Annotated in this window: 18 protein-coding genes; 8 read left to right on the top strand and 10 right to left on the bottom strand. The window is 64.3% G+C overall.

Annotated features, from left to right (window positions below):
* Nucleotides 1-69: 69 nt before the first annotated feature.
* From IVB18_RS01845 to IVB18_RS01835, 3 genes are read left to right on the top strand one after another with little or no spacing between them, the layout of a single operon-like run.
* Nucleotides 70-963 carry an ABC transporter permease gene (locus IVB18_RS01845; protein ID WP_247987645.1) on the top strand — a complete coding sequence of 298 codons (894 nt, stop codon included), beginning with the start codon at nt 70-72 and terminating at the stop codon, nt 961-963.
* Nucleotides 963-1,970, top strand: coding sequence for an ABC transporter ATP-binding protein (locus tag IVB18_RS01840; RefSeq protein ID WP_247987644.1), 1,008 nt, complete (start codon nt 963-965; stop codon nt 1,968-1,970). Before IVB18_RS01845 ends, IVB18_RS01840 begins: the two co-directional genes overlap by 1 nt.
* Nucleotides 1,967-2,953 carry a dipeptide ABC transporter ATP-binding protein gene (locus tag IVB18_RS01835; protein ID WP_247987643.1) on the top strand — a complete coding sequence of 329 codons (987 nt, stop codon included), beginning with the start codon at nt 1,967-1,969 and terminating at the stop codon, nt 2,951-2,953. The genes IVB18_RS01840 and IVB18_RS01835 overlap by 4 nt, the downstream gene beginning before the upstream one ends.
* A gap of 150 nt (nt 2,954-3,103) precedes the next feature.
* On the opposite strand, the gene IVB18_RS01830 is transcribed toward IVB18_RS01835, so the two are convergent.
* The 7 genes from IVB18_RS01830 to IVB18_RS01800 form a co-directional block, all read right to left on the bottom strand.
* Complete coding sequence (locus tag IVB18_RS01830) at nt 3,104-5,080, bottom strand: acetyl-CoA carboxylase biotin carboxylase subunit (RefSeq protein ID WP_247987642.1); 1,977 nt, start codon at nt 5,078-5,080, stop codon at nt 3,104-3,106.
* On the bottom strand, nt 5,077-6,693 hold the full coding sequence (locus IVB18_RS01825; protein ID WP_247987641.1) for a carboxyl transferase domain-containing protein: 1,617 nt from the start codon (nt 6,691-6,693) through the stop codon (nt 5,077-5,079). Before IVB18_RS01825 ends, IVB18_RS01830 begins: the two co-directional genes overlap by 4 nt.
* A gap of 113 nt (nt 6,694-6,806) precedes the next feature.
* Complete coding sequence (locus IVB18_RS01820; RefSeq protein ID WP_247987640.1) at nt 6,807-7,673, bottom strand: 3-keto-5-aminohexanoate cleavage protein; 867 nt, start codon at nt 7,671-7,673, stop codon at nt 6,807-6,809.
* A gap of 219 nt (nt 7,674-7,892) precedes the next feature.
* Complete coding sequence (locus IVB18_RS01815) at nt 7,893-8,693, bottom strand: AraC family transcriptional regulator (protein ID WP_247987639.1); 801 nt, start codon at nt 8,691-8,693, stop codon at nt 7,893-7,895.
* Nucleotides 8,694-8,983: 290 nt separating this feature from the next.
* Nucleotides 8,984-9,640: a glutathione S-transferase family protein gene (locus IVB18_RS01810; RefSeq protein WP_247987638.1), complete on the bottom strand. Its 657-nt coding sequence runs from the start codon at nt 9,638-9,640 to the stop codon at nt 8,984-8,986.
* Nucleotides 9,640-10,806, bottom strand: a complete 1,167-nt coding sequence (locus IVB18_RS01805; RefSeq protein WP_247987637.1) for an acyl-CoA dehydrogenase family protein — start codon at nt 10,804-10,806, stop codon at nt 9,640-9,642. The genes IVB18_RS01810 and IVB18_RS01805 overlap by 1 nt, the downstream gene beginning before the upstream one ends.
* A gap of 118 nt (nt 10,807-10,924) precedes the next feature.
* Nucleotides 10,925-12,061, bottom strand: coding sequence for an acyl-CoA dehydrogenase family protein (locus IVB18_RS01800; protein ID WP_247987636.1), 1,137 nt, complete (start codon nt 12,059-12,061; stop codon nt 10,925-10,927).
* Between the two features lie 270 nt (nt 12,062-12,331).
* Between IVB18_RS01800 and IVB18_RS01795 the strand changes: the two genes are divergently transcribed.
* Both IVB18_RS01795 and IVB18_RS01790 read left to right on the top strand, forming a co-directional pair.
* Nucleotides 12,332-13,885 carry a long-chain fatty acid--CoA ligase gene (locus IVB18_RS01795; protein ID WP_247987635.1) on the top strand — a complete coding sequence of 518 codons (1,554 nt, stop codon included), beginning with the start codon at nt 12,332-12,334 and terminating at the stop codon, nt 13,883-13,885.
* A gap of 73 nt (nt 13,886-13,958) precedes the next feature.
* Nucleotides 13,959-15,182, top strand: a complete 1,224-nt coding sequence (locus IVB18_RS01790; RefSeq protein ID WP_247987634.1) for an ABC transporter substrate-binding protein — start codon at nt 13,959-13,961, stop codon at nt 15,180-15,182.
* Between the two features lie 49 nt (nt 15,183-15,231).
* On the opposite strand, the gene IVB18_RS01785 is transcribed toward IVB18_RS01790, so the two are convergent.
* Both IVB18_RS01785 and IVB18_RS01780 read right to left on the bottom strand, forming a co-directional pair.
* Nucleotides 15,232-16,737, bottom strand: a complete 1,506-nt coding sequence (locus tag IVB18_RS01785) for a hypothetical protein (RefSeq protein WP_247987633.1) — start codon at nt 16,735-16,737, stop codon at nt 15,232-15,234.
* 57 nt (nt 16,738-16,794) lie between these two features.
* Nucleotides 16,795-17,565 carry a helix-turn-helix transcriptional regulator gene (locus tag IVB18_RS01780; protein WP_247987632.1) on the bottom strand — a complete coding sequence of 257 codons (771 nt, stop codon included), beginning with the start codon at nt 17,563-17,565 and terminating at the stop codon, nt 16,795-16,797.
* Nucleotides 17,566-17,751: 186 nt separating this feature from the next.
* Between IVB18_RS01780 and IVB18_RS01775 the strand changes: the two genes are divergently transcribed.
* From IVB18_RS01775 to IVB18_RS01765, 3 genes are all read left to right on the top strand, one after another.
* Complete coding sequence (locus IVB18_RS01775) at nt 17,752-20,016, top strand: marine proteobacterial sortase target protein (RefSeq protein ID WP_247987631.1); 2,265 nt, start codon at nt 17,752-17,754, stop codon at nt 20,014-20,016.
* Between the two features lie 101 nt (nt 20,017-20,117).
* Entirely contained in the window at nt 20,118-20,687 is a 570-nt protein-coding gene (locus tag IVB18_RS01770; RefSeq protein WP_247987630.1) for a class GN sortase, read from the top strand.
* Between the two features lie 166 nt (nt 20,688-20,853).
* On the top strand, nt 20,854-21,846 hold the full coding sequence (locus IVB18_RS01765; protein WP_247987629.1) for a glycosyltransferase: 993 nt from the start codon (nt 20,854-20,856) through the stop codon (nt 21,844-21,846).
* 542 nt (nt 21,847-22,388) lie between these two features.
* Here the strand turns inward: IVB18_RS01765 and IVB18_RS01760 are convergent.
* On the bottom strand, nt 22,389-23,543 hold the full coding sequence (locus IVB18_RS01760) for a glycosyltransferase (RefSeq protein ID WP_247987628.1): 1,155 nt from the start codon (nt 23,541-23,543) through the stop codon (nt 22,389-22,391).
* Nucleotides 23,544-23,598: the final 55 nt, after the last annotated feature.

The following is a 23,598-nucleotide window of genomic DNA, read 5'->3' as shown; positions in this document are numbered from 1 at the left end:
CGCCTCCCCGCGGAGAGCCCCTCACCTCAACCCTCTCCCCGCAGGCGGGGAGAGGGAGTTAGGCAAAGCATGGCCGCGATCGACTATGATCTCGAATTGAGGCGCGCCGGTGCGCATGCGACCGGCGGCTGGCGACGCGTGCTGTTCCTGGCGCAGCGGCACGTGTTGGGCGCGGCCGGCCTCGTCATCATAACCGTATTCGTGTTCACCGCGATCTTCGCCGACTTCATCGCACGCGATGATCCCCTATCGATCGATTCCGCCCGTGCGCTGGCGCGCCCAAGCCTGGCGCACTGGATGGGCACGGATTCCTTCGGCCGCGACGTGTTCAGCCGTATCATCCACGGCGCGCGGGTATCGCTGGCAGTCGGAATCGGCTCGACCGCGCTCGGCGGCACGATCGGCGTGATCGTCGGGCTCACCTCCGGCTATCTCTCAGGCTGGGTCGATCTCGTGTTCCAGCGCGTCTCCGACGTCCTCCAGGCGCTGCCGCTCCTGGTGCTCGCGCTAGTGATGACGGCCGCGCTCGGGCCGTCCTTGCCGAACGTCATCATCGCTATCGCCATTCCGCTGATCCCGACGGTCGCCCGCGTCATCCGCGCCAACACGCTGGCACTGCGCGAACTGCCTTTCATCGAAGCCGCCAAGTCGATCGGCATGAGCGAGACGCGGATCGCGCTCCGCCACGTGCTGCCGAACACGCTGGCGCCGCTGATCGTGCTCGCGACCGCGCAACTCGGCTCGACCATTCTCACCGAGGCTTCGCTGTCCTTCCTCGGCCTCGGCATTCCCGAGCCTTATCCGTCCTGGGGCCGCATGCTCTCGGAGTCCGCCGCCGAATATGTCCGCACCGCGCCGTGGCTTGTTATCTTCCCCGGCATTGCGATCAGCCTCGCCGTGTTTGGCGCCAACTTGTTCGGTGATGCCCTGCGCGATATTCTCGATCCGAGGCAGCGCGGCTGATGAAACAGGCAACCGATCTCGTGCTCGAGGTGAAGAACCTGAAAACGGTATTCTTCACCAATTCCGGTCTGTTCAAGGCCGTGGACGACGTCTCGTTTACCGTGAAGCGCGGCGAGACGCTGGCGATCGTCGGAGAGTCCGGCTGTGGCAAAAGCGTCACCGCGCTTTCCTTGATGCGGCTCGTACCCGATCCGCCCGGCCGCATCGTCGGCGGCACGGTCACGCTCGAAGGCACCGATTTGCTTGCGCTCGACGAAGCAAGGATGCGCGCGATCCGCGGCAACCGTATCTCCATGATCTTCCAGGAGCCGATGACCTCGCTCAATCCGGTGATGCGGATCGGCGACCAGATCGTCGAGGCTGTGCGGTTGCATCGGGCGATGTCCACCAGAGAGGCACGCGACATCGCAGTCGAGATGCTGCGCCTGGTTCGCATCCCCGAACCAGCGCGGCGTGCGCGGGAATATCCGCATCAGCTCTCCGGCGGCATGCGCCAGCGCGCGATGATCGCGATGGCATTGGCCTGCCGACCGGCGCTGCTGATCGCGGACGAACCGACCACTGCGCTCGACGTCACCATCCAGGCACAGATCTTGGCGCTCATCCTCGACCTCCAGAAGGAGCTCGGAACGGGCCTCGTGTTGATCACGCATGATCTAGGCGTCGTTGCGCAAACGGCGCAGCGCGTGATCGTGATGTATGCGGGCAGGAAGGTGGAGGAGGCGAGCGTCGAGGCGCTGTTCGCCGCGCCAAAACATCCCTATACGCGCGGGCTGATGGCTTCGATCCCGGCAGTGCCGACGTCCGGTCTCGCGGCGCATGCGCGACTGAACGAAATTCCCGGCACCGTGCCGTCGCTGGTGCGGCTGCCGCAAGGCTGCGCTTTCGCGCCGCGCTGCAAGCTCGCGATCAAGCGCTGCCTGGACGAGTATCCCCCGCTCGCCGATTGGGGCGGCGGCCATCTCGCGGCCTGCTGGCGCGCAGAGGAAGTCGCGGAGGTGGCATGACCGAACCGCTGCTCGAAGTCACTGATCTGACAAAGCACTATCCGGTGCGCGCGGGCGTGCTGCGCCGGCAGGTCGGCACCGTGCACGCGGTCGACGGCGTCTCATTTTCGGTTGGCATCGGCGAGACGCTGGGTCTCGTCGGCGAATCCGGCTGCGGCAAATCGACGGTGGCGCGCAGCGTGCTGCGGCTGGTCGAGCCGACGTCGGGCCAGATCCGCCTCGACGGCGAGGACATCACCCACCTTTCCAAGACTGCGCTACGTCCACATCGCCGCTCGATGCAGATCGTGTTCCAGGACCCGTTTGCCTCGCTCAATCCGCGCATGACCGCGGGTGACATCGTCGGCGAGCCACTGGCCGTGCATGGTCTCGCCAGCGGCAAAACACTGGAGGCGCGTACCGCAAAGCTGTTCGAACAGGTGGGCCTGCGGCCCGACCAGATGCGCAACTTCCCGCATCAATTCTCCGGCGGCCAGCGCCAGCGCATCTGCATCGCGCGGGCGCTTGCGCTCGGACCCCGTCTGATCGTGTGTGACGAGCCGGTTTCGGCGCTGGACGTCTCGATCCAGGCACAGGTGATCAATCTCCTGATCGACCTGCAACGGCAGCATGGCTTCTCCTATCTCTTCATTGCCCATGATCTGGCGGTCGTCGCCCATATCAGTCACCGCGTCGCCGTGATGTATCTCGGCCGCATCGTCGAGATCGCCGACAAGGACGAGCTGTTTCGCAATCCGCGGCATCCCTACACGCAGGCGCTGCTCGCCTCAGTGCCGGTTGCGAACCCGCTTGCAAAAAAGCTCGCACCGCTGGTCGACGGCGACGTGCCGAGTCCGGTCAACCCGCCGCCGGGATGCGCGTTTCACACGCGCTGCCGGTTTGCGATGGAGCGGTGCAGGACGGAGCGGCCGGCGCTGGTGGACGCGAGCGATGGACACCAGGTGGCGTGCTTGTTGAACGAGGGGACGGGGCGCGGTCAATAATTTCGCCGTCGTCCCGGCGAAGGCCGGGACCCATAACCCCAGGAAGAGGTTATGGCGCGAGCTGGCAACTCCAAGTCTTTGTCAAACTCAATCCTGTGGCTATGGGACCCGGCCTTCGCCGGGACGACGAGTTGAGTTTGACGCGCTAGTCTAGCTCGCCCCGATCTCCACTACGATCCTTCCCGTCGTGATCTGCTCGCCCTCGGCGACGTCGATCGCGGCGATCACGCCGTCGATGCCGGCCTTGTGCACGTGCTCCATCTTCATCGCCTCCAGCGTGATCACGGGCTGGCCGGCGGCGACGCGATCGCCGGGCTTGACCAGGACGGCAACGACGCGGCCGTTCATGGCGGCGCGGACTTTTCCGTCGCCGCCGTTGGTTACGGCGGTCTTCGGCGTGGCGAGGGTGAGATCGGTGACCGCAAGTGGTATGCCGCGATGCGCGAAATAGAGCCGGTCGCCGTCCCGCAGAAATTTCGCGCTGTCCATCACGCCATCATGGCGGAAGCGAACGGCATCGGGATCGAGCTGGTCGATCTCGAACCTGTCCTGACGGACGTCGACCGCAACGGTGTAGCTGCCATCGCGTTCGCGGGTGACTTCGAGTTCGCAGATTTCGCCGGCGATCTCGATCTTCGCCGGCAGCGGAAACGTTGCCGCAAGGCTCCGCCCGCTGTGCCATGACGGCGCCCTTGAATTGGTGACGTAGAGCAGGAGGCCCGCCAGCGTCGTGTCGAATGCGCCATTCCCTGGCGGCGCCAGCAGCTCATCGCGATGCGCGCCGATGAACGCCGTCGTTGCTTCCCCCCTGGCAAAGCCGGGATGACGCAGGCACGACATCAGGAACGCCTGGTTGGTGGTCACCCCAAATGCAGTCAGCTGCTCCAGGCCGCAGATCAGCCGGCCGCGCGCCTCCTCGCGGGTGGCACCATGGCTGATGACCTTGGCGATCATGGAATCATAGAACGCCGGGATCTCCGAGCCCGATTGCAGCGCGTGCTCGACGCGAATGCCTTCCGGCACCTGCCAGCACGCCATGCGGCCGGACTGCGGCATGAAATCATGCGCAGCATCTTCCGAGCACAACCGCACCTCGATGGCGTGGCCTGAAAACCTGATGTCCTGCTGCCTCACCGGCAACGGCTCGCCGCGCGCGACGCGCAATTGCAGCTCGACGAGATCGAGCCCGGTGATCGCCTCGGTCACGGGATGCTCGACCTGGAGCCGCGTGTTCATCTCCATGAAATAGAATTCGCCGCTTGGGTCGAGCAGGAACTCCAGCGTGCCGGCGCCCTCGTAGCGTAGCGCCTTCACGGCGGCGACCGCGACCTCGCCCATTTTCGCACGCAGCTCTGAAGTCACCGCGGGCGATGGCGCCTCCTCGATGAGCTTTTGGTGCCGTCGTTGCACCGAACAGTCTCGCTCACCGAGATGGATGGCGTTGCCATGGCTGTCACCGAAGACCTGAATCTCGATGTGGCGCGGATTCCGGATGGCGCGTTCGAGGATCACGGTCGGATCACCGAACGCGGCCTTCGCTTCGGAGCGCGCGCTGCGCAGAGCATCGGGAAACGAAGCCGCGTCGGTCACGAGCCGCATGCCGCGGCCGCCTCCGCCGGCGACCGCCTTGATCATCACGGGGAAGCCGATCCTCTTTGCTTCCGCGAGCATGACCTCGTCGCCCTGGTCGGCGCCCTGATAGCCGGGCACACAGGGTACGCCGGCCTTGCGCATGATCTCCTTGGCGCCGGCCTTGTTGCCCATGGCTTCGATCGCCTGCGGCGACGGACCGATGAAGACGAGGCCGGCATCCTTGCAGGCCTGCGCAAACTCCTCGTTCTCGGCGAGGAAGCCATAACCTGGATGCACGGCATCCGCACCGCTCGCTTTCGCCGCGGCAATGATCGCGGGGATGTTGAGATAGGATTGCGCCGGCAGCGCCTCGCCGATCCGCACGGCCTGGTCGGCCTGCCGCACATGCAGCGCATCGCAATCCGCGTCCGAATAGACCGCGACGACGCCAAGGCCCAGTTGCCGCGCGCTACGCATCACACGGAGCGCTATTTCACCGCGATTGGCGATCAAAACCCTGAAGAACGGCCGGTGCTGCACTGATCCGTTCCTCATGGGCGGGCCACCGAGAATTGCATGCGCTGGGGCGTGCGTGCGTCGCCCTCGCGGCAGATGGCGAGCACCTCGGACAGGACCGCGCGGGTGTCGCGCGGATCAATCACGCCGTCGTCGAGCACGCGCGCGCTGGTCGAGAACACGTCCATCTGGCCGTCGAACACGCCGACGATCTGTGCCTTCATGGCCTCCAGCTTGTCCTTCTCGATCGGCTTGCCGCGGCGCGCGGCAGCAGCCTCCGTTACGATCGCCATGGTCTCAGCGGCCTGCTCGCCGCCCATCACAGCGGTCTTGGCGTTGGGCCAGGAGAAACAGAAGCGCGGATGGAAGCCGCGGCCGCACATGCCGTAATTGCCGGCGCCGAAGGAGGCGCCGCAATAGATCGTGATCTGCGGCACCGTCGCCGAGGTCACCGCCTGGATCATCTTCGAGCCGTGCTTGATCATGCCGGCTTCTTCATAGGCTCGGCCGACCATGTAGCCGGTGGTGTTGTTGAGATAGAGCAGCGGGGTCCGGGTCTGGCAGCACGCCTGGATGAAATGCGTCGCCTTGTTGGCGCCGGCCGGGTCGAGCGGGCCATTGTTGGTGATGATGCCGATCGCCTGGCCCTCGATGCGGGCGTGACCGCAGACGGTGGCGGGGCCGTAATTCGGCGCCATCTCGGTGAAGTCGGAATCGTCGACGATGCGCGCGATCACCTGCTTCATGTCCACAGAGCGCTTGTGATCCATCGGCATGATGCCGAGGAGCTCGTCCTGGTCGTAGCGCGGTGGCTTGTATTGCGCGGCCACCCTGCCCGGCCGCTCCCATTCCAGCGCCGCCATGATCTCGCGCGCGATGCGCAGGGCGTCGCGATCGTCCTCGGCGAGGTAATCGCCGAGGCCGGAGACCTGGGTGTGCATCTCGGCGCCGCCGAGCTCCTCTTCGGTCGCGATCTCGCCGGTTGCGGCCTTCAGCAGCGGCGGCCCGGCGAGGAAAGCACGCGTGCGGCCGCGCACCATGACGATGTAGTCGGACAGGCCGGTCTGATAGGCGCCGCCCGCGGTGGACGAGCCGTGCGTCACGGTGACGACCGGCAACCCCGCCGCCGAGAGCCGCGCGAGATTGCGAAAGATATTGCCGCCGCGCACGAAATCCTCGACGCGGTACCGCAGCAGGTTCGCACCGGCGCTTTCGACGAGCTGGACGTAAGGCAGCTTGTTCTCGAGCGCGAGTTCCTGGACCCGCAGCGTTTTGTCGAGGCCGTAAGGCTGGAGTGCGCCGGCATCGATGCCGGCGTCATTGGCGCTGACCATGCAGCGGACGCCCGAGACGAAGCCGATGCCGGCGATGACGCCGCCGCCGGGCACGCTCTTGTTCGGATCAGACACATCGAACATGTAGCCGGCGAGCGTCGACAGCTCGATGAAGGGCGCGCCGGGATCGAGCACCAGCGCGACGCGCTCCCGCGGCAGCAGCTGGCCGCGCTTGTGGAAGCGATCCTTTGCCGCGGCGGATGCGCTACGCGTGCGCTCTTCCAGCGCACGCATGCGGTCGATCAGGCCGAGCATGCCGTCGCGGTTGGCGTGATAGGCGGCGCTGCCGGGGGCAATGGTGTTTTCGAGAATGGACATGACTCTATCCTGCTCGTCATTGCGAGGAGCGAAGCGACGAAGCAATCCAGACTGCCTCTACGGAAAGATTCTGGATTGCTTCGCTTCGCTCGCAATGACGGTTGAGGCGATACCTACCGATTCGTCCCAAAGATCTTCCGCGCCTCGGCCGGGCTCGCGATCTCGCGGCCTGCGCGCCGCGCGCAGGCGGCAGCGGCCTCGATCAGCTGGCCGTTCGACGTCACCTTCTTGCCGTCGGCGAGATAGAAGGTGTCCTCCAGGCCGGTGCGCAGATGGCCGCCGAGCTCGGCGCAACGCTGATGCAGCGGCCAGATCTCTTCGCGGCCGATGGCGGTGACCTGCCAATGCGCCTCGGGATGCTTCAGCCTGAGCAGGATCGGAAGCAGCTCGGGATCCGACGGCATGCCGGAGGCGACGCCCATCACGAAGTTATATTCGAGCGGGCCCTTGTACATGCCGACCTGGTTGTACATGCCGACGCAGCGCACGATGCCGACGTCAAAACACTCGAACTCGGGGATGGTGCCGACCGCGTTCATGACGTCGAGATAGTCCTTCACCTTCTCGACGGCGTTGTCGAACATCATCGGCGGCCAGGCCCAGGTGTTGTCAGCCTTGACCTTCAGGTAATTCAGCGAGCCGGCGTTGCAGGCGGCGATCTCCGGCCTGGTCTCGCGGATACAGTCGAGCGCGCCGCTGTAGTTTGGCCCGGAGATGCCCGAAGTGTGGTTGATGATCACGCCGGGGCACGCCTCGCGGATCGCCTGCTGGATCTCCTTGCTGACGCCGACCTCCCAGGACGGCAGGTGACCCTTGTTCGGCGCCTGCTGGCGCAGATGGATGTGCATGATGCTGGCGCCCGCATCGAACGCGGCCTTGGCCTCGCGTGCCATCTGCTCCGGCGTGACCGGCACGTTGTGCTGCTTGGGATCGGTGAGCACGCCGTTCAGCGCGCAGGTGATGACGGCCTTGTCGCTCATGCCTTGTCGCTCATGACCTGGATGTCTCGCACGTTGAGAATTCAACGCTTGCGATCATGTGACGCGCGACATGCGGCTTCTTGCGCGGAGAAGCTAGCGATTTAAAGGCTGCGCGTAGGGTGGGCAAAGGCGCACTTGCGCCGTGCCCACCATCTCTCCGCGGTTGCGCTCGAAACGGTGGGCACGCTTCGCTTTGCCCACCCTACGAAAACGACGACCCTAGCTCGCTTCCGCAAGCCTCACCGTCTCGCTGCTGCGATAGATCGCGAGGTCCCGCGAGCCGACGAAGATCGCGCGCGGCTTCAATCCATAGAAGCGGCGGATCGAATGGCTGAAATGGGTCGAATCGGGATAGCCGATGTCCTGCGCGAGATGGGCGAGGTTGAGGTCCTGATTGGCGAAATGCAGCAGGTGCCGCGCGCGTTTCCAGGCGCGGAAGGAGCGGAACGAGATGCCGGTCTCTTCCTTGAACAGGTGCAGGAAGCGCGAGGCCGACAGGCCCGCCTCCGTGGCGCAGCAATCCGCCGTTACCGGCTCACCGGAGAAGCGCTCGATGCGCGCGACCGCACGCGTCACCCGCGGGTCGAGCACGCGGCGCGGCAGCGCCTCGCCAAAGCACATCTCGTCGAATTCGGCGGTGGCGATGTCGCCATAGCGGCGCTGCCGCAGCAGCGCGTAGGCGGCCAGGATCTTGCGGGCATAGACGGCCTTGTCCGGTCCGGTGAGCCGCTCCGCCAATGCCTCCGGCGCGCCGTCCGGCATGCTTTCCGGTTCGAGCGTCACGCTGATCGCAGTGCGGTAGTCACTGGCGATGGAGTGCCGCTGGTTCGGCAGGGTCACGATCAATTCGCCGGTGGTGTGGACGTCGTCGATCGTCAGATGCAGGTTGCCCTTGACCGCCACATAGACGTGGCAGCAGCCGGGTGTCCGCTTGCGCGGGCGGCCGAGCAGGCCGGCATAAAACACCCGCTCCGGCGTGATCAGCATCAGATGGTCGGATTCGCGACCCAGATCTTCCATTGGCGGTCCTCCTCGCGCGGCTCTCTGGCCGCTGCGGACGGAGGTCACCTTAGCGGAAATTTGGGCGCTGTCACGGCGGGATAGCGCTGTCAAAAGATACAGGTGGTCGTGCCAGGACGGTCCGCAGGACCGAACCCGGAACCTCCAACAAAACCGTCGTCCCGGCGAAGGCCGGGACCCATACCGCGAGGTCTATCGATGCGGATGGTGCTAATCCCGAACGACCAATCTTCGCAAAACATCTCCATGGGGGGTATGGGTCCCGGCCTTCGCCGGGACGACAAGGGAGATTACGCCCTTACCCGCGGCGCGATGTTCTGCTCGACTCCTGCTTTCTGCTCCGCCGCAACCGCGCGCTTGAAGCCGTCGCGCTGCTGCAGGCGGGCCCAATAGGCTGCGACATTCGGCCCAAAATCCTTGGCGAGCCCGATATTGTCCGCGAGCCGGAGCGCATAGCCGATCACGATGTCGGCCGCGGTGAAGCGGCCGGCGCACAAGGTTTCGGCAGTTGCGGTCGCTGCCTCAACGGCGCGCAGCCGGCCCAGAAACCATTTTGCGTAGTCGCCGGCGACCTGCGGATTGCGACGCTCCTCCGGCTCGAGCTGGCTGTACCGGAGCACCAGCGTTTGCGGGAAAGTTAACGTGGCGTCGCTGAAATACATCCAGTTCAGGAAGGCGCCATAAGCGGGATCGCTGGGGTCCACCATCAGCGGCGTCGGGGCGTATTTGATCCCGAGATAGTGGCAGATGCCGGAGGACTCCGTCATCCGCGCTTCGCCGTCGATCAGGAAGGGAATCGTGCCGAGCGGATTGATGCCGAGATAGTCCTTGGCGAACACCCGCGGCGGGAACGGCAGCATCTTCAATTCGTACGGCAGCCCCATTTCCTCCAGCATCCAGAGCGGGCGGAAGGAGCGCGCGGCGTCGCAGTGATAGAGCGTGATCATCAGGCGTTCCCTCTGGTGCTGCCGGGCAGCGTCCCCATCATCTTGCACAGGACCATCAGCATGACCTCGTCGGCGCCGCCGCCGATCGAAGTCAGGCGGCTGTCGCGATAGGCACGGCTGACCGGCGTCTCGTTGGTAAAGCCCATTCCGCCCCAATATTGCAAGCAGGCGTCGGTGAGCTCGCGCCCGAGCCGGCCGGCCTTCAGCTTGGCCATGGTCGCAAGCCTTGTGACGTCCTCGCCCGCCACCAACGCCTCGCCGGCGCGATAGATCAGCGCGCGCAACAGCTCGACCTCGGTCTGCATCTCCGCGAGCTTGAAGTGCACGGCCTGGTTGTCGAGGATGCTCTGGCCAAAGGCTTTTCGGTTGCGGGTATATTCGATCGTCTCGTTGATGATGTATTCATGTGCCTTGAGGCAGGCGGCCGCGCCCCAGAGACGCTCCTCCTGGAACTGGATCATCTGGTAGGTGAAGCCCTTGCCCTCCTCACCGACCCGGTTGCGCTTGGGCACGCGGACATTGTCGATGAATATTTGCGCGGTGTCGGAAGAGCGCATGCCCATCTTGTCGAGTTTTCGCGCGACCGTGACCCCCTTGGCCTTCATGGGTACGCAGATCAGCGACTTGTTGCGGTGAACGGGTCCATCGCCGGTATTGGCGAGCAGGCAGATCCAGTCGGCCTGGGTGCCGTTGGTGATCCACATCTTGCCGCCATTGATGACGTAATCGTCGCCGTCCGAGCGCGCAGCGGTCTTGATCGAGGCGACGTCCGAGCCGGCGCCGGGCTCGGAGACGCCGATACAGGCGACATAGTCGCCCGAGATCGACGGCGCCAGGAACTCGCGACGGACCTCGTCCGAGCCGAACCGCGCCAGCGCCGGTGTCGCCATGTCGGTCTGCACCCCGATCGCCATCGGCACGCCGCCGCAATCGATGGCGCCGAGCTCCTCCGCCATCATCAGCGCGTAGGAGTAGTCGAGGCCCGAGCCGCCGAATTCGACCGGCTTGTTGAGCCCGAGGAAGCCGAGATTGCCCATCTTCTTGAACAGCTCGTGCGCCGGGAAGATGTCGGCCTTCTCCCATTCATCGACATGAGGGTTGATCTCGTTGGCGATGAACTTTTGCAAGGAGCGGCGGATGTCGTCGTGGTCGGCGGTGAACAGCATTTTGCTTCCTGTCATTCCGGGGCGACGCGTAGCGTCGAACCCGGAATCTCGATGTAATAGGACTCATCTCTGGATTCCGGGTTCGCGCTTCGCACGCCCCGGAATGACGGCCTCTCCGTCACAACCCCATCTGCCTCGACGCCAGATCCTTCATGATCTCCTCGGTCCCGCCGCCGATGGCGTTGACCTTGACCTCGCGGTAGATGCGCTCGGCCTTGATGCCGCGCATGAAGCCGGCGCCGCCGAAAATCTGCACGGCTTCGGAGGCGCAGAACGCCATGGTCTGCGTCGCCTGGTTCTTCATCATGCAGATTTCTGCGACTGGGCTGTCGCCCTGTTCCAGCCGCCAGGCCAGTAATTCCAGCATCGCCTGGCTCGCCGCAACCTTCTGCGCCATGTCGACGATCTTGTGGCGAATGACCTGGTGTTGGGCGAGCGGCTTGCCAAACGTCTTGCGTTCCTTGGCGTAGGCAATCGCCTCGTCGAGGCAGACGCGAGCGAAGGCGGTGCAGCTCGCCGCCATGCCGATACGCTCGCTGTTGAAGTTGTGCATGATGATCTTGAAGCCCTGGCCCTCCTCGCCGATCAAATTCTCGGTCGGAACGCGGCATTCGTCAAAGTGCAGCGTCGCGGTGTCGGAGGCCCACCAGCCCATCTTCTTCAGTTTTGTCCGCGACAGGCCGGGCGTGCTGCCCTCGATCAGAAGTAGGCTGACGCCGCCTGCGCCCTCGCCGCCGGTTCGCACCGCAACGGTCAGATAATCGGCGCGCATCCCGGAGGTGATGAAAGTCTTCTCGCCGCTCACGACGTAGTGATCGCCGTCGCGCCGCGCTCTGGTGCGGAGGTTCGCGACATCGGAGCCGCCGCCCGGCTCGGTGATCGCGAGCGCGGAGATCTTTTCGCCGGCGAGCACCTGCGGCAGCACCCGTGCTTTGACCTCAGGACGTGCCGCCCGCGCGATCGGCGGCGAGCCGATGGTGTGGCTCATCAGGCTTGCACTGACGCCGCCGGCGCCCGCGCGCGCCAGCTCCTGGCTCGCCACGATCTTCATGAACTGGTCAGCGGCGATCCCGCCATATTCCTCGGGAAATCCCAGTCCCAACAGCCCGATCCCGGCGGCCTTGCGATAGAGCGCGCGGGGGAATTCGCCGGCCTCGTCCCACTCATGGGCGAAAGGCTCGATCTCCTTTTCGACAAAGCGGCGCATCACTTCGCGGAAGGCGTCGTGCTCGGCGGTATAGAACGGGCTCTTCATCGCGCATTCGCCTCGCTGTCGGCGACTCCTGCCAACCACCATGGCCGGAACATCGGCGCCTCACTTGCGCGGAGTGGCTGGCCTGGGCGAACCGCTCCGATCAGCCGCGACCTAGCAACTTAACGCAAGACGATTTTCGCCCCCCGCAGGCCAACTCCGGGTCAAGAAAAGACGTCATGCGCAAAACTCCGGCTGGCCTCCAAGGCCGTGCCGACCATGTTGCGCGGCAATGAAAATGCTGGCGGCACAAGACCGTCGAGGGAGGGATTTTTGGCCGTTCGTCACTACGACTGGATCGCCCATCATGGCCGCCGCACGCCGAACAAGGTTGCGGCCATCGACCTCGCGAGCGAGCGCCGCTTCACCTATTCGCAGTTGGATACGCGCGTCTCGCGTCTCTCCTCATTCCTGCGCGATACGCTAAAAGTCTCGCGCGGCGACCGCGTCGCGGTGCTGGCGCTAAACACAACCGATACGCTGGAGGTCCAGTTCGCCTGCGGTCGGCTCGGCGCCGTCTTCGTGCCGCTCAACACCCGCCTCACCGTGCCCGAGCTTCAGTTCATCACCGACGATTGTGCGCCGAAGGTGATGATCCATGACACTGATCTGGCCGGGACCGCGCTGACTGTGGCGAAGCTCTGCGGTGTCGCCGTCAGCCTGCTGCTCGGCCCCGGCGGCTCCTACGAGGCCGGCATCGCCGCTGCAAGGCCGCTCGACCGCATCGAGGAGGTCACGCTCGATGACGTCTCGACCATCATGTACACCTCGGGCACCACGGGCCGTCCAAAGGGCGCGACCATCACCCACGGCATGACCTTCTGGAATTGCATCAATCTCGGCGGTCCCGCCTGCATCGGGCCGGCCTCGGTGCTGCTCACCGTGCTGCCGCTGTTCCACACCGGCGGGCTCAATTGCTACACCAATCCCGTGTTGCATGCCGGCGGCACCGTGATGATCATGCGCGCCTTCGACCCCGGTGTCGCACTCGGCCTGATCAACGATCCCGCGCAGGGCATCAACGTGTTCTTCGGCGTGCCCGCGATCTACCAGTTCATGGCGCAGCATCCGGCGTTTGCGACGACCGATCTCGGGCGACTGATCGTCGGCGGCGTCGGCGGCGCACCGATGCCGGTACCGCTGCTGAAAGTCTGGGAGGCGCGGGGCGTCGCGCTCCAGCAGGGCTATGGCATGACCGAGACCTCGCCGGCCGTGCTGGTGCTCGATCGCGAGGATGCGGCGCGAAAAGCCGGCTCCGCCGGCAAGCCGGTGCTGCACACGGAAGTGCGGATCGTGCGTCCCGACGGCAGCGACGCCGCCGTCGGCGAACTCGGGGAGCTCTGGGTCAAGGGACCGAACATCACGCCGGGCTACTGGAACAGGCCGGAGGCGAACAAGTCCGCCTTCACCGACGGCTGGCTGCACACGGGCGATGCGACGCGAATCGACGAGGAAGGTTTCTACTACATCGTCGACCGCTGGAAGGACATGTACATCTCCGGCGGCGAGAACGTCTATCCGGCCGAAGTCGAGAACGTCCTGCACCAACTCACCGCGATCGCGGAAGCCGCCGTGATCGGCATTCCCGATCCACAATGGGGCGAGGTCGGCCTTGCCATCGTCGCGGTCAAACCGGGGCAACGGCTGATCGAGGCCGATGTCTTTGCGCACTGCGCGGCTAATCTCGCGCGCTTCAAATGTCCGCGCCAGGTTCGCTTCGTCACGGCACTCCCGCGCAACGCCACCGGCAAGATCCACAAGCCGACCTTGCGCAACGAGTTTTCAGTGGCCTCGGAAGTCGACAAGGCCAAAGTGGCCGACGCCTGACCGAAGCGCCCCTCGCGGGCGCTTTTTCTTTCGAAGTGCCTGCCCCAACTCACAAGAAACCCAAGGAATTTCCATGAAGAACAAGAAACTTTCGCTGCTCGCCGCGGCGACGGCTCTGACATTGCTCTCGGCCCAGGGCGCTTACGCGCAGAAGAAATACGACACCGGCGCCAGCGATACCGAGATCAAGATCGGCAATGTCGAGGCTTATTCCGGTCCCGCCTCGGCCTACGGCATCATCGGCAAGACCGAGGAGGCCTACTTCAAGATGATCAACGACCAGGGCGGCATCAACGGCCGCAAGATCAACTGGATCTCCTATGACGACGCCTATTCGCCGCCCAAGACGGTGGAGCAGATCCGCAAGCTGATCGAGAGCGACGAGGTCTTCCTGGTGTTCAACGCACTGGGCACGCCGACCCAGACCGCCGTGCAAAAATATCACAATGCCAAGAAGGTGCCGCAGCTCTTCCTCGCCACCGGCGCCAGCAAGTGGAACGATCCGAAAGGCTTCCCATGGACCATGGGCTTCCAGCCGAGCTACCGGGTCGAAGCACGCGTCTTCGCGAAGTACATCCTGCAAGCGAAGCCCGACGCCAAGGTCGCGATCTTCTATGCCAATGACGATTTCGGCAAGGACTACGTCGCCGGCATCAAGGAGATCTTCGGCGACAAAGCGTCCTCGCTGATCGTCGCGGAAGAGAGCTACGAGACCACCGAACCCTCGATCGATTCCCACATCGTCAAGCTGAAGGGCACCGGCGCCAACGTCTTCGTCAACATCGCGACGCCGAAATTCGCGGCGCAGGCGATCAAGAAGATCGCCGAGCTGGAATGGAAGCCGATGCAGGTGATGACCGACGTCTCGATCTCGATCGGCGCGGTCATGCAGCCTGCGGGCCTGCAAGCTTCCGAAGGCGTGCTGTCGGCGACTTATCTGAAGGATGCATCCGACCCGCAGTGGAAGGACGATGAGGGCATGAAGAAGTTCATGGCTTTCATCAACAAATACATGCCGGGCGCCAACGTCTCCGACATCAACCTCGTCTACGGCTACGCCGCCGCGCAAACCATGGCGCAGGTGCTGAAGCAGTCCGGGGACGATCTCACACGGGAGAACGTGATGAAGCAGGCGGCGCGCTTGAAGGACTTTGCGCCAGAGGTCCTGATTCCCGGCATCAAGATCAACACCTCGCCCAACGACTTCGCCCCGATCGAGCAGCTCAAGATGATTCAGTTCAAGGGCGGCAAGTGGGATCTGATCGGCGACGTCATCAGCGCCGAAACCGGCGGCTAACGCGACTTACGTTCCCCGTCTGAAGATACCGAATAGCGGCCGAAGGCCGCTATTCTCTTTCAGTGAAGGGCGGCGCGTCCTCGGTCTCACGCGCGTCCTGCCCTACGTCGATGGCCACGATCGACAGGCCAAGACAACGCGAATCGCCGACACCCCTTAACACCGGACATGCCCACGCAAGGGTAGCGATGCCCGATGGCGGCAGATAGAGGCTCAACGTGTAGCTGTCGCGACCGATCACGATCGCGGCGGGATCGACGCGCGCGCCGTCAAGATAGAAATACGCACCGATCTTCTCCAGCGGCGCGCGGAGGGCAGGGCTTCGGATGCGGACAATGTTGCGGCCCGGAACTCCTTTGATGCGGACCGCGGCCTGCGGCTCGCTCCAGCAAAATGTGTGGCCGGCTGAGGATTCCATGCAATGGAATCCGAGCTGCGCAAGGACGCCGCCGCCGCGCACTTTCGCAGCGGGCCTTGCTTGCCGGCGAACGCGACGGATGCAATCGAGTCTCTGAAGCCGGATCAGCGCTGCGATATAGCGCTTCAACCATCGTGCGATGGCCTCGCTCGATCCGACCATGGTCAGTGCGGCCAGGATCGCGCGCGCATGCACGACACCGAGACGCGCGGCGATGCGCGCACGATGGTCGCCGAGCAATGCAGGAGCGGCCCAGCGCCGGAAGGCACGCAGCTTCTCGTCAGGCTGCTTCCAGCCCCGGCCCGAGAGGCTGTAGCGCACGAGTGCGGTCAGCGCATTGCGGGCGAGCGAGGCGTCGAATTTGTCACGCTCGCTCCATTCGATTGGAATTTCGAGCAGTTCGCTGCCGGGATCGCGGCGCTCCTCGCTGAGATAGCGAATCTCGCCCTCAACAAAATCGAGCGTGAATTTCTTCAGCTCGCCGAGCCGGCCGATGTAATAGTGATGGAAGCGCGCCTCTTCCAGATAACCGATGGCATAGCCCCGCGCAAAATATCCGGCGGCGAGCACCCATTCGGCGAAATGGCCGAGCTCTTCGCGCAAGCCCCCGCATTCCTCGTAGACGTCGCGCCGCGTCACGAAGCACTGATCCAGCACCTTGCGCCAGGGATGCTGCTTCATGCCGAACTCGATATCGGCCTGATACATCGCAGCTTCCGCCACAGACAGGCGATTGTGGCAGATCGGGACCGACCGGCAGGAAAACCCCGCCCAATCCGGATGATCATTGATCGCGCGGATGCAGAGTTCGATCACGTCGGGCTCAGGCCAGCAATGCGATTCCGTGAAGAACAGATAGCTGCCGCGAGCCCTGGTTGCGCCGAATGCGCAGAGCCCGATGTCGTGCTCGGATTCGGTGAATTCGAGGCGCGCCCTGTCGCCGGCGAGGACCTTCAGCTCTTCGCGCGCCGTGAAGTCCGGCGGCACGACAAGGATGATCTCATAGAGAGACTGGTCCGCGGTCTGCGCCGTCCAGCCGAGCCAGGATTGCTCCCACTGCCCGCGGTGATATTCGAGCGGGATGATGACCGAGAACAGCGGGGATACACCGCCGGATTTTGCGGGCGCGTCCAGCATGACGGACTTATAAACGGATGTGCGGCGGATGCTGGACTATTTTGTTCGCGAAACGAACTATACCGGAAGAAACAGCGCAAACGGTTCTTCCACCGTGCGGCGCAGATGGCTGCGATACAGTGCGTGGTTGGCATTGTCGGGCGCGATCCGTCCCAGGGTCGGCTCTTGAACGATTCTAATTGGAACATAGGCGATTGGCGCGGCGATCGGCGTCAGCTGCGAGCCGGGGCCGGCGCGGAGCGTCGAGATGATGCCGTACATCTCGCCGGCCACCGTCGGCCGCGACACCGTGATCACACGATGCTGGCCGTGCTTGATGATGACGAGATAGATGAAGCCGGACTGATGCGGCACGGCGACTTCGCCGGTGTGCTCGTAGGCGGCATCGGTCCGCTCGCCCTCGCGGAAGACCAGTGAAGGGATCTTCGGCTCCCAGACGATCTCGGTGCGATAGGCAAAGATCGCGTCCTTGTCGCCGAACGACGGCCGCAGTGTGATGTAGACATCTTCCAGCCAGCTCACCGCGCGATGCGAATAGGAGCCGAGACTGTCTGGCGCGACATCGTTTGTGGCCGGAGGCGTCGCCACGACGGCACTCTTGCGCAGGGACACGCCCAGCGCCTGTTCCAGCCGGACCGTGGTTGCCAGTGTGAATGGGCGGCGTCCGCCGAGCACCTTCTCCAGCGTCGAGAGGCTGAGCTTGGCCTGCTCGGCCAGCGCTTGCCGCGAGATGCGGCGTCTGGCGAGCTCCTCGCGAATGGTCTCCGCGATCTCGCGGCTTTGCTCGTCCGAAAGCTGCTTGTCGGCGAGTTTATCCTGCGTCTGCATCTCTAGCCCCGCTCCAGGGCGGCCATTCTAGCAGAGCGGACAAGTCAGCACAAAACCGCACATGGCCGTCCCGGCGGCGGTCCGCCCGGGCCGGCCATGGCGGAATATTGCCGATCGTTCTGCTCGCGAAATCTGCTTCTCCGGCGGAAGCTGAGATCACCAAAACATCCTTCGGGAGCAGGCCAAATGGACACCTACGACGCAGCCGACAGCGACGAACACCCCATGCTGGGCAGGCTGATCAAGATCGGACTGTTTCTTCTCGTGCAGGGCATAGCGGTGATGCTGCTCAGCTTCGTGGCCCTGCTGGTGAGCTTCGAGCCGGGCTGGTCGGCGACCACGGAGCAGGCGAGCCTGCTCCAGCCCGGCGATGCCCGCTCCGGCACCCTCCTCGTGAAGGAGGACGGCGCCTATACGGAAGCCATCCGTCTCGGCATCGACATCGACATCACGGTGTCGGGCCCGACGCTGCGCGCCCGCGTCACCCAGGTCTTCCGCAATCCGACCAAGGATTGGGTCGAGGCGACCTATGTCTACCCGCTCGCCACCGACGGCGCCGTCGATACGCTGAAGATGGTGGTCGGCGACCGCGTCATCGTCGGCGACATCAAGGAACGGCAGCAGGCGCGCGTCATCTACGAGCAGGCGCGCCGCGCCGGCCAGAAGGCCGCGCTCACGGAGCAGGAGCGTCCCAACATCTTCACCAACTCGGTCGCCAATATCGGTCCGGGCGAGACTGTGCTGGTGCAGATCGAATACCAGGAGCCGGTGCATCAGTCCGGCAGCGAATATTCGCTGCGGCTGCCGCTGGTGGTCGGACCGCGCTACAATCCGGCGCCGATCGTGCAGAGCGTCGAGTTCCGACAGGATGGCTCCGGCTGGGGCGCCACCACCTCCAGCCCGGTACCGGACAGCGACCGCATCTCGCCGCCCGTGCTGGACCCCGCCAAGAATCCACCGATCAATCCGACCAGCATCACGGTGCGCCTCAAGGCCGGCTTCGCGCTCGGCGAGGTGAAGAGCCATCACCACAACGTCAAGATCGAGAGCCCGGATAATACGACGCGCGTCGTCACGCTCGCCGACAGCACCGTTCCCGCCGACCGCGACTTCGAGCTGACCTGGAAGCCGGCCGCGGCGAAGGCGCCCTCGGTCGGGTTGTTCCGTGAGCATGTCGGCGATGCCGACTACCTGCTCGCCTTCGTCACCCCGCCGACGGCCGAGCAGACGACGCAGAAGCCGCTGCCGCGCGAAATCGTGTTCGTGATCGACAATTCCGGCTCGATGGGCGGCACGTCGATCGTGCAGGCCAAGGCAAGCCTGGCTTACGCACTCTCTCGTCTCCAGCCGAATGACCGCTTCAACGTCATTCGTTTCGACGACACCATGGATGTGCTGTTCCCGGCCTCCGTGCCCGCGGATGCGGCGCATGTCGACGAGGCGACCTCGTTCGTGAGCGCGTTGCAGGCCCGCGGCGGCACCGAGATGGTGCCGGCGATGCGCGCGGCGCTGACCGACAAGCTCGCCGACACCGGCATGGTTCGCCAGGTCGTATTCCTGACCGACGGCGCAATCGGCAACGAGCAGCAATTGTTCGAAACGATCACCGCGATGCGCGGTCGCTCGCGCGTCTTCATGATCGGCATCGGGTCCGCGCCCAACACCTACTTGATGACGCGCGCAGCTGAGCTCGGCCGCGGCGCCTTCACCCATATCGGCTCCGTCGAGCAGGTCGAGGAGCGCATGCGCGGCCTGTTCGCCAAGCTGGAGAATCCTGCCGTGACCGGCCTCACCGCAAAATTCTCCGAGGCCAAGGCCGACGTCACCCCGGCGATCATTCCCGACGTCTATCGCGACGAGCCGCTGGTGCTGGCGGCGAAGCTCGACAAGCTCGCGGGCTCGCTCGAGATCAAGGGGCGGGTCGGCGACCGACCGTGGTCAGTGACGCTGCCGCTGCAAAATGCCGCCGAAGGCAAGGGCCTGTCAAAGCTCTGGGCGAAGCGCAAGATCGGCGACGCGGAAGTGGCGCGCACCATGCGCGAGATGACACCGGAAGAGACCGACAAGACGATCCTGGCGCTGGCGCTCGACCATCAGATCGTCACCAGACTGACCAGCCTTGTCGCGGTCGACAAGATGCCGAGCCGTCCCGAAAGCGAGCCGCTCAAGCTCAGCGAATTGCCGATCAATCTGCCGGCCGGCTGGGATTTTGAGAAGGTGTTTGGCGAACGGCCGCAGCAGGCACCCACGCAATTGCGCGATCGCCGCGCCGATGCAAATGGCCGGCCTGCGGCAAGGCGGCTGACGCCTGCCGCACCTGACGCGATCCGTCTGCCCAAGACCGCAACCTCGGCCGAGCTGAAGATGATCGCAGGCCTGATCCTGATCATGCTCTCCCTGATCCTGTTCGTGTTCAACCGGCGTCAGCCCTTGCTCACTGACGCCGCTTGAGAGAGGAGCCCCCGAACTCCTCTGCTTCAGCGCGCGCGGCTGCCCGTCCCACCCCAACGGCCGCGCGCGCCTTTTTTGAACGACGAACAACCTCGATACCCATGCCCCGCCTCATCTCCCCCCTCGTTCTGGCGCTGGTCGGCATCATCCTGTTCAGCGACGGCACTTACATCCACGCCAAGGCCTGGCTCGCGCAGGTGCTGCTGGAGCGCGCGTTCGACAGCAGCGTTGCGACGGGCCAGACGGTCAAGCCGTGGTCCTGGGCCGACACCTGGCCGGTTGCCCGGATCGAGGTGAAGCGGATCGGCGCCAGCGCCATCGTGCTCGCAGGCACAAGCGGCCAGGCGCTTGCCTTCGGTCCCGGCCATATCGACCAAACGGTTGATGCCGGCGAGCGCGGCAGTGTTGTATATGCCGCACATCGCGACACGCATTTCCGTTTCTTGCGGAATGTTGCCGTCGGTGACGTGATCGAGATCACACGCCGCGACGGCAGGCACTTCCGCTATCGCGCGGATTCCTCGGCCGTGGTTCGTTTCGATGCATCGGGCATCGATCCGGCGACCGAGCATTTCGAACTGGTGCTCACGACCTGTTGGCCGTTCGACGCTGTCACGTCCGGGCCCGAGCGCTACATCCTTCATGCAACGCTGATCGAGACCGGCGGGTAGGTTTGTCTGCGCCCCTGTTGGAATCAGCCGACCCTACTTGGACTGCAAGTAAAGGCGCCGCGCGATCGCATTTTGATGGGACCTCTGAACTGGCGCGATCGGCCGGAGACCTATAAGAATGGCCGGCTGATTTATCTATTCTGCGCCAGCCGGGAAGAAACGGTAAATGGACGAAGAGTTCAGGCAGCGTCTCGAACAGCGATTGGAGCAGCTCGAAAACCGCATCGCGCTACTGGAAAGGAATCTGGATCTCGTTGCCGCGGGGCAAAGACGATCCTCGCTTCGCAGCCTCTGGCGGCGGCCGCCGATATGGACCTTCGAGCAATATCCGCCGCGTCTGCTCAACCTGAACGACTTCAAGCCTGCACCCGCGATCCCCGCGGATGCGCCGCAGATCGCGATGGTCACGCCGAGCTACAACCATGCGCAATATATCGGCGCCACGATCGAGAGCATCGTGAGCCAGGGCTATCCGAAGCTGCACTATCACGTGCAGGACGGCGCCTCGATCGACGGCACGCTCGATCTGCTGAAGAGCAGCGGCGGCGGTATCAGTTGGAAGAGCGAGCCGGACAAGGGCCAATCCAACGCCATCAATCTCGGCTTCGCCGGCGTCGACAGCGAGATCATGGCCTATCTCAACAGCGATGACATGCTGCTGCCCGGGACGCTCGCCTATGTCGCCAACTACTTCATGTCGCATCCGGATGTCGATGTCGTCTACGGCCATCGCGTCTTCATCGATCGCGAGGGACTCGAGGTCGGTCGCGCCGTGCTGCCGCCCCACGACGGCAAGGCGCTGAAATTTGCCGACTACATTCCGCAGGAGACGATGTTCTGGCGCAAGCGCGTGTGGGACAGCATCGGCCCGATTGACGAAAGTTTCCACTATGCGATGGACTGGGACTTCATCCTGCGGGCGCAGGCCGCGGGTTTCAAGTTCGTGCGCCTGCCGCGGTTTCTCGCCTGTTTCCGTATCCACGACGCACAGAAGACGGCCGCAACCTATGCAGTCGGCGTGCGGGAAATGGGCATTTTGCGACGCCGCGTGCTCGGCTTCGAGCCGACGCATATCCAGATACGGCGTGCCATCGCGCCCTATCTCATGAAGCAATTGGCCTATCACTACGGCTACAGACTTGGCCTGGTGCAGTACTGAGCAGGCAGCGATCAAGAACCCGGTGGAGCACTGATCCCGGCGGCCTCGATCCACATCCGTTCGAGCCCGATACCGAGCGGCCGCACATCGGAGCTCAGTGCCAGATCGGGCGGGCGAGCGCGGATCGTACAGCGCGAGGCTGATGGTCAGCGTTCCGTCGGAAGCAACCGCGGCCGGGTCGAGCTTCAGCCTGCGCAGGCCGGTGAACGCTTCCATCGAGAACATCAATTCCTGCGGCGCCCCGTTGCCGACGCGGCAGACGGCGCGCAGTTGCGGATTCCCGTCGGAGACGAAAGCCCGGCACGATAAGACGATTTCGGCCGGTCGTGACGGAACGGGGCGCACCTCGAAGCGGAGCACACATTGCCTGGCAACGGACCAGGCGCCCCATTCCTCAGGCTCGCCCCATCCCGCGATCAGCGCCGCAACACCGTTTCCGTCGCGCGCGAAGCCGAGCTCGTCTGCGCCAAGCATCGACACGGGCACCGGCGCTTCGAGACCTGCCGGATCGACCGGCTCCTGATCCGGAACGAATTGCGCAATCACGCGCACCGCATCCGCGATCGAATCGAGTCCGAGCGTCGAGCCGTCGAGTTCATAGAGCATACGGGCGGGTCCGGTTGAACGCACGCCCCGGCCGGGCGGCGGACGATCGGCAAGGCATGCCGGGACGATGATGTCGGCGGCATCGAGCGCGAGAGTTCGCCGATCGTCTGCACGGTCTGGTCATACAGCAGCGGCCGATTGTTGATGTCGGTCGCAAGCGCCTGCGCCAGCGCCTTGAAGTCGACGCGCACCTTGGCGTCATCGGAGAGAAGCAGACGCTTCAGGACGAGCATGTCCTTGGCGATGAAGAGCTGAAGCGCGTTGAGATCGGGAAGTTTGGGATCGCCGTCAATGGCTCCGAAGTCTCGAGACCCTCGTGCGGTCGCGAGAAGATCTGGGGTCTCGAAGAACAGCGCGTGGCCGGTGCTGTGTTCCGAAAAGCCGGCCATGCCGAGGGGGCGTGAAAGACGAACGAAGCTGTCGGTCAGCGCGGCATTGGCGATTCCGGACGCCACGTCTGGCGAAAGTCCGATGAAATAGCGGCCGCCGATTGCACGCATCCGGTCGATGACGCTGCGGCGGACGAACGAGTTGTAGACCATCGGCAGATGCGAATAGTGAAGCTGGAAGCCGAAGATGCGCGCCAGTTCGTCGCGTGAAGAGATGCGCCTTGCCGACGAAGTGAGGTCGATCTCGGCAAGCAGCCGGTTGCGGAAGGCCGGATGATAGTAGTTCGGCCAGTAGTAGCTGTAGGCGCGCCAGCTCAGGAGATCGATTGTTCGGTCTGCGAGAATGCCCACTGCCGTCGCGCAGGCATAAGGCATCAGGCCATCGTCATTGCCGATGAAGGTGACGTACTCGCCCGACGCGTGGCCGAGTGCCGCCTCCCAATTATCGGTCATGGTGAGAACGGCATCGCTGGCAAAATGCTTGAAGCGTTCGTCCCGGAGTCCTGCGACCATCTCCGTAATATCGGGATTGCCGCCATTGTTCTGGACGATGAACTCGCAATCCGCGTTCACGGGCTGACAGGCCATGGTCGCCAGCGCATGACGAAGCGTATCGGGACGGTTGAGCGTCGGCACCACGACGGACAGCAGCGGCATGAGCACCACTTCGGGGATGATCGTCGGCCATTCGTAGCACTTCACCAGATTGTTCGCACTTTCGCCGAAAGTCTGGTGATGCTAGCCTTCTCGTGAGGTC

It is taken from the genome of Bradyrhizobium sp. 186 (assembly GCF_023101685.1).
Classification (GTDB): domain Bacteria; phylum Pseudomonadota; class Alphaproteobacteria; order Rhizobiales; family Xanthobacteraceae; genus Bradyrhizobium.
The sequence above is the reverse complement of the archived record's forward strand: the minus strand, read 5'-3'. Positions and strand labels throughout refer to the sequence as shown.

What these genes read in the sequence shown, in the direction of transcription:
- IVB18_RS01845 (WP_247987645.1), top strand. Translation starts at nt 70, where the DNA reads ATGGCCGCGATCGACTATGATCTCGAATTGAGGCGCGCCGGTGCGCAT.
- IVB18_RS01840 (WP_247987644.1), top strand. Translation starts at nt 963, where the DNA reads ATGAAACAGGCAACCGATCTCGTGCTCGAGGTGAAGAACCTGAAAACG.
- IVB18_RS01835 (WP_247987643.1), top strand. Translation starts at nt 1,967, where the DNA reads ATGACCGAACCGCTGCTCGAAGTCACTGATCTGACAAAGCACTATCCG.
- IVB18_RS01830 (WP_247987642.1), bottom strand. Translation starts at nt 5,080, where the DNA reads ATGAGGAACGGATCAGTGCAGCACCGGCCGTTCTTCAGGGTTTTGATC.
- IVB18_RS01825 (WP_247987641.1), bottom strand. Translation starts at nt 6,693, where the DNA reads ATGTCCATTCTCGAAAACACCATTGCCCCCGGCAGCGCCGCCTATCAC.
- IVB18_RS01820 (WP_247987640.1), bottom strand. Translation starts at nt 7,673, where the DNA reads ATGAGCGACAAGGCCGTCATCACCTGCGCGCTGAACGGCGTGCTCACC.
- IVB18_RS01815 (WP_247987639.1), bottom strand. Translation starts at nt 8,693, where the DNA reads ATGGAAGATCTGGGTCGCGAATCCGACCATCTGATGCTGATCACGCCG.
- IVB18_RS01810 (WP_247987638.1), bottom strand. Translation starts at nt 9,640, where the DNA reads ATGATCACGCTCTATCACTGCGACGCCGCGCGCTCCTTCCGCCCGCTC.
- IVB18_RS01805 (WP_247987637.1), bottom strand. Translation starts at nt 10,806, where the DNA reads ATGCTGTTCACCGCCGACCACGACGACATCCGCCGCTCCTTGCAAAAG.
- IVB18_RS01800 (WP_247987636.1), bottom strand. Translation starts at nt 12,061, where the DNA reads ATGAAGAGCCCGTTCTATACCGCCGAGCACGACGCCTTCCGCGAAGTG.
- IVB18_RS01790 (WP_247987634.1), top strand. Translation starts at nt 13,959, where the DNA reads ATGAAGAACAAGAAACTTTCGCTGCTCGCCGCGGCGACGGCTCTGACA.
- IVB18_RS01785 (WP_247987633.1), bottom strand. Translation starts at nt 16,737, where the DNA reads ATGCTGGACGCGCCCGCAAAATCCGGCGGTGTATCCCCGCTGTTCTCG.
- IVB18_RS01780 (WP_247987632.1), bottom strand. Translation starts at nt 17,565, where the DNA reads ATGCAGACGCAGGATAAACTCGCCGACAAGCAGCTTTCGGACGAGCAA.
- IVB18_RS01775 (WP_247987631.1), top strand. Translation starts at nt 17,752, where the DNA reads ATGGACACCTACGACGCAGCCGACAGCGACGAACACCCCATGCTGGGC.
- IVB18_RS01770 (WP_247987630.1), top strand. Translation starts at nt 20,118, where the DNA reads ATGCCCCGCCTCATCTCCCCCCTCGTTCTGGCGCTGGTCGGCATCATC.
- IVB18_RS01765 (WP_247987629.1), top strand. Translation starts at nt 20,854, where the DNA reads ATGGACGAAGAGTTCAGGCAGCGTCTCGAACAGCGATTGGAGCAGCTC.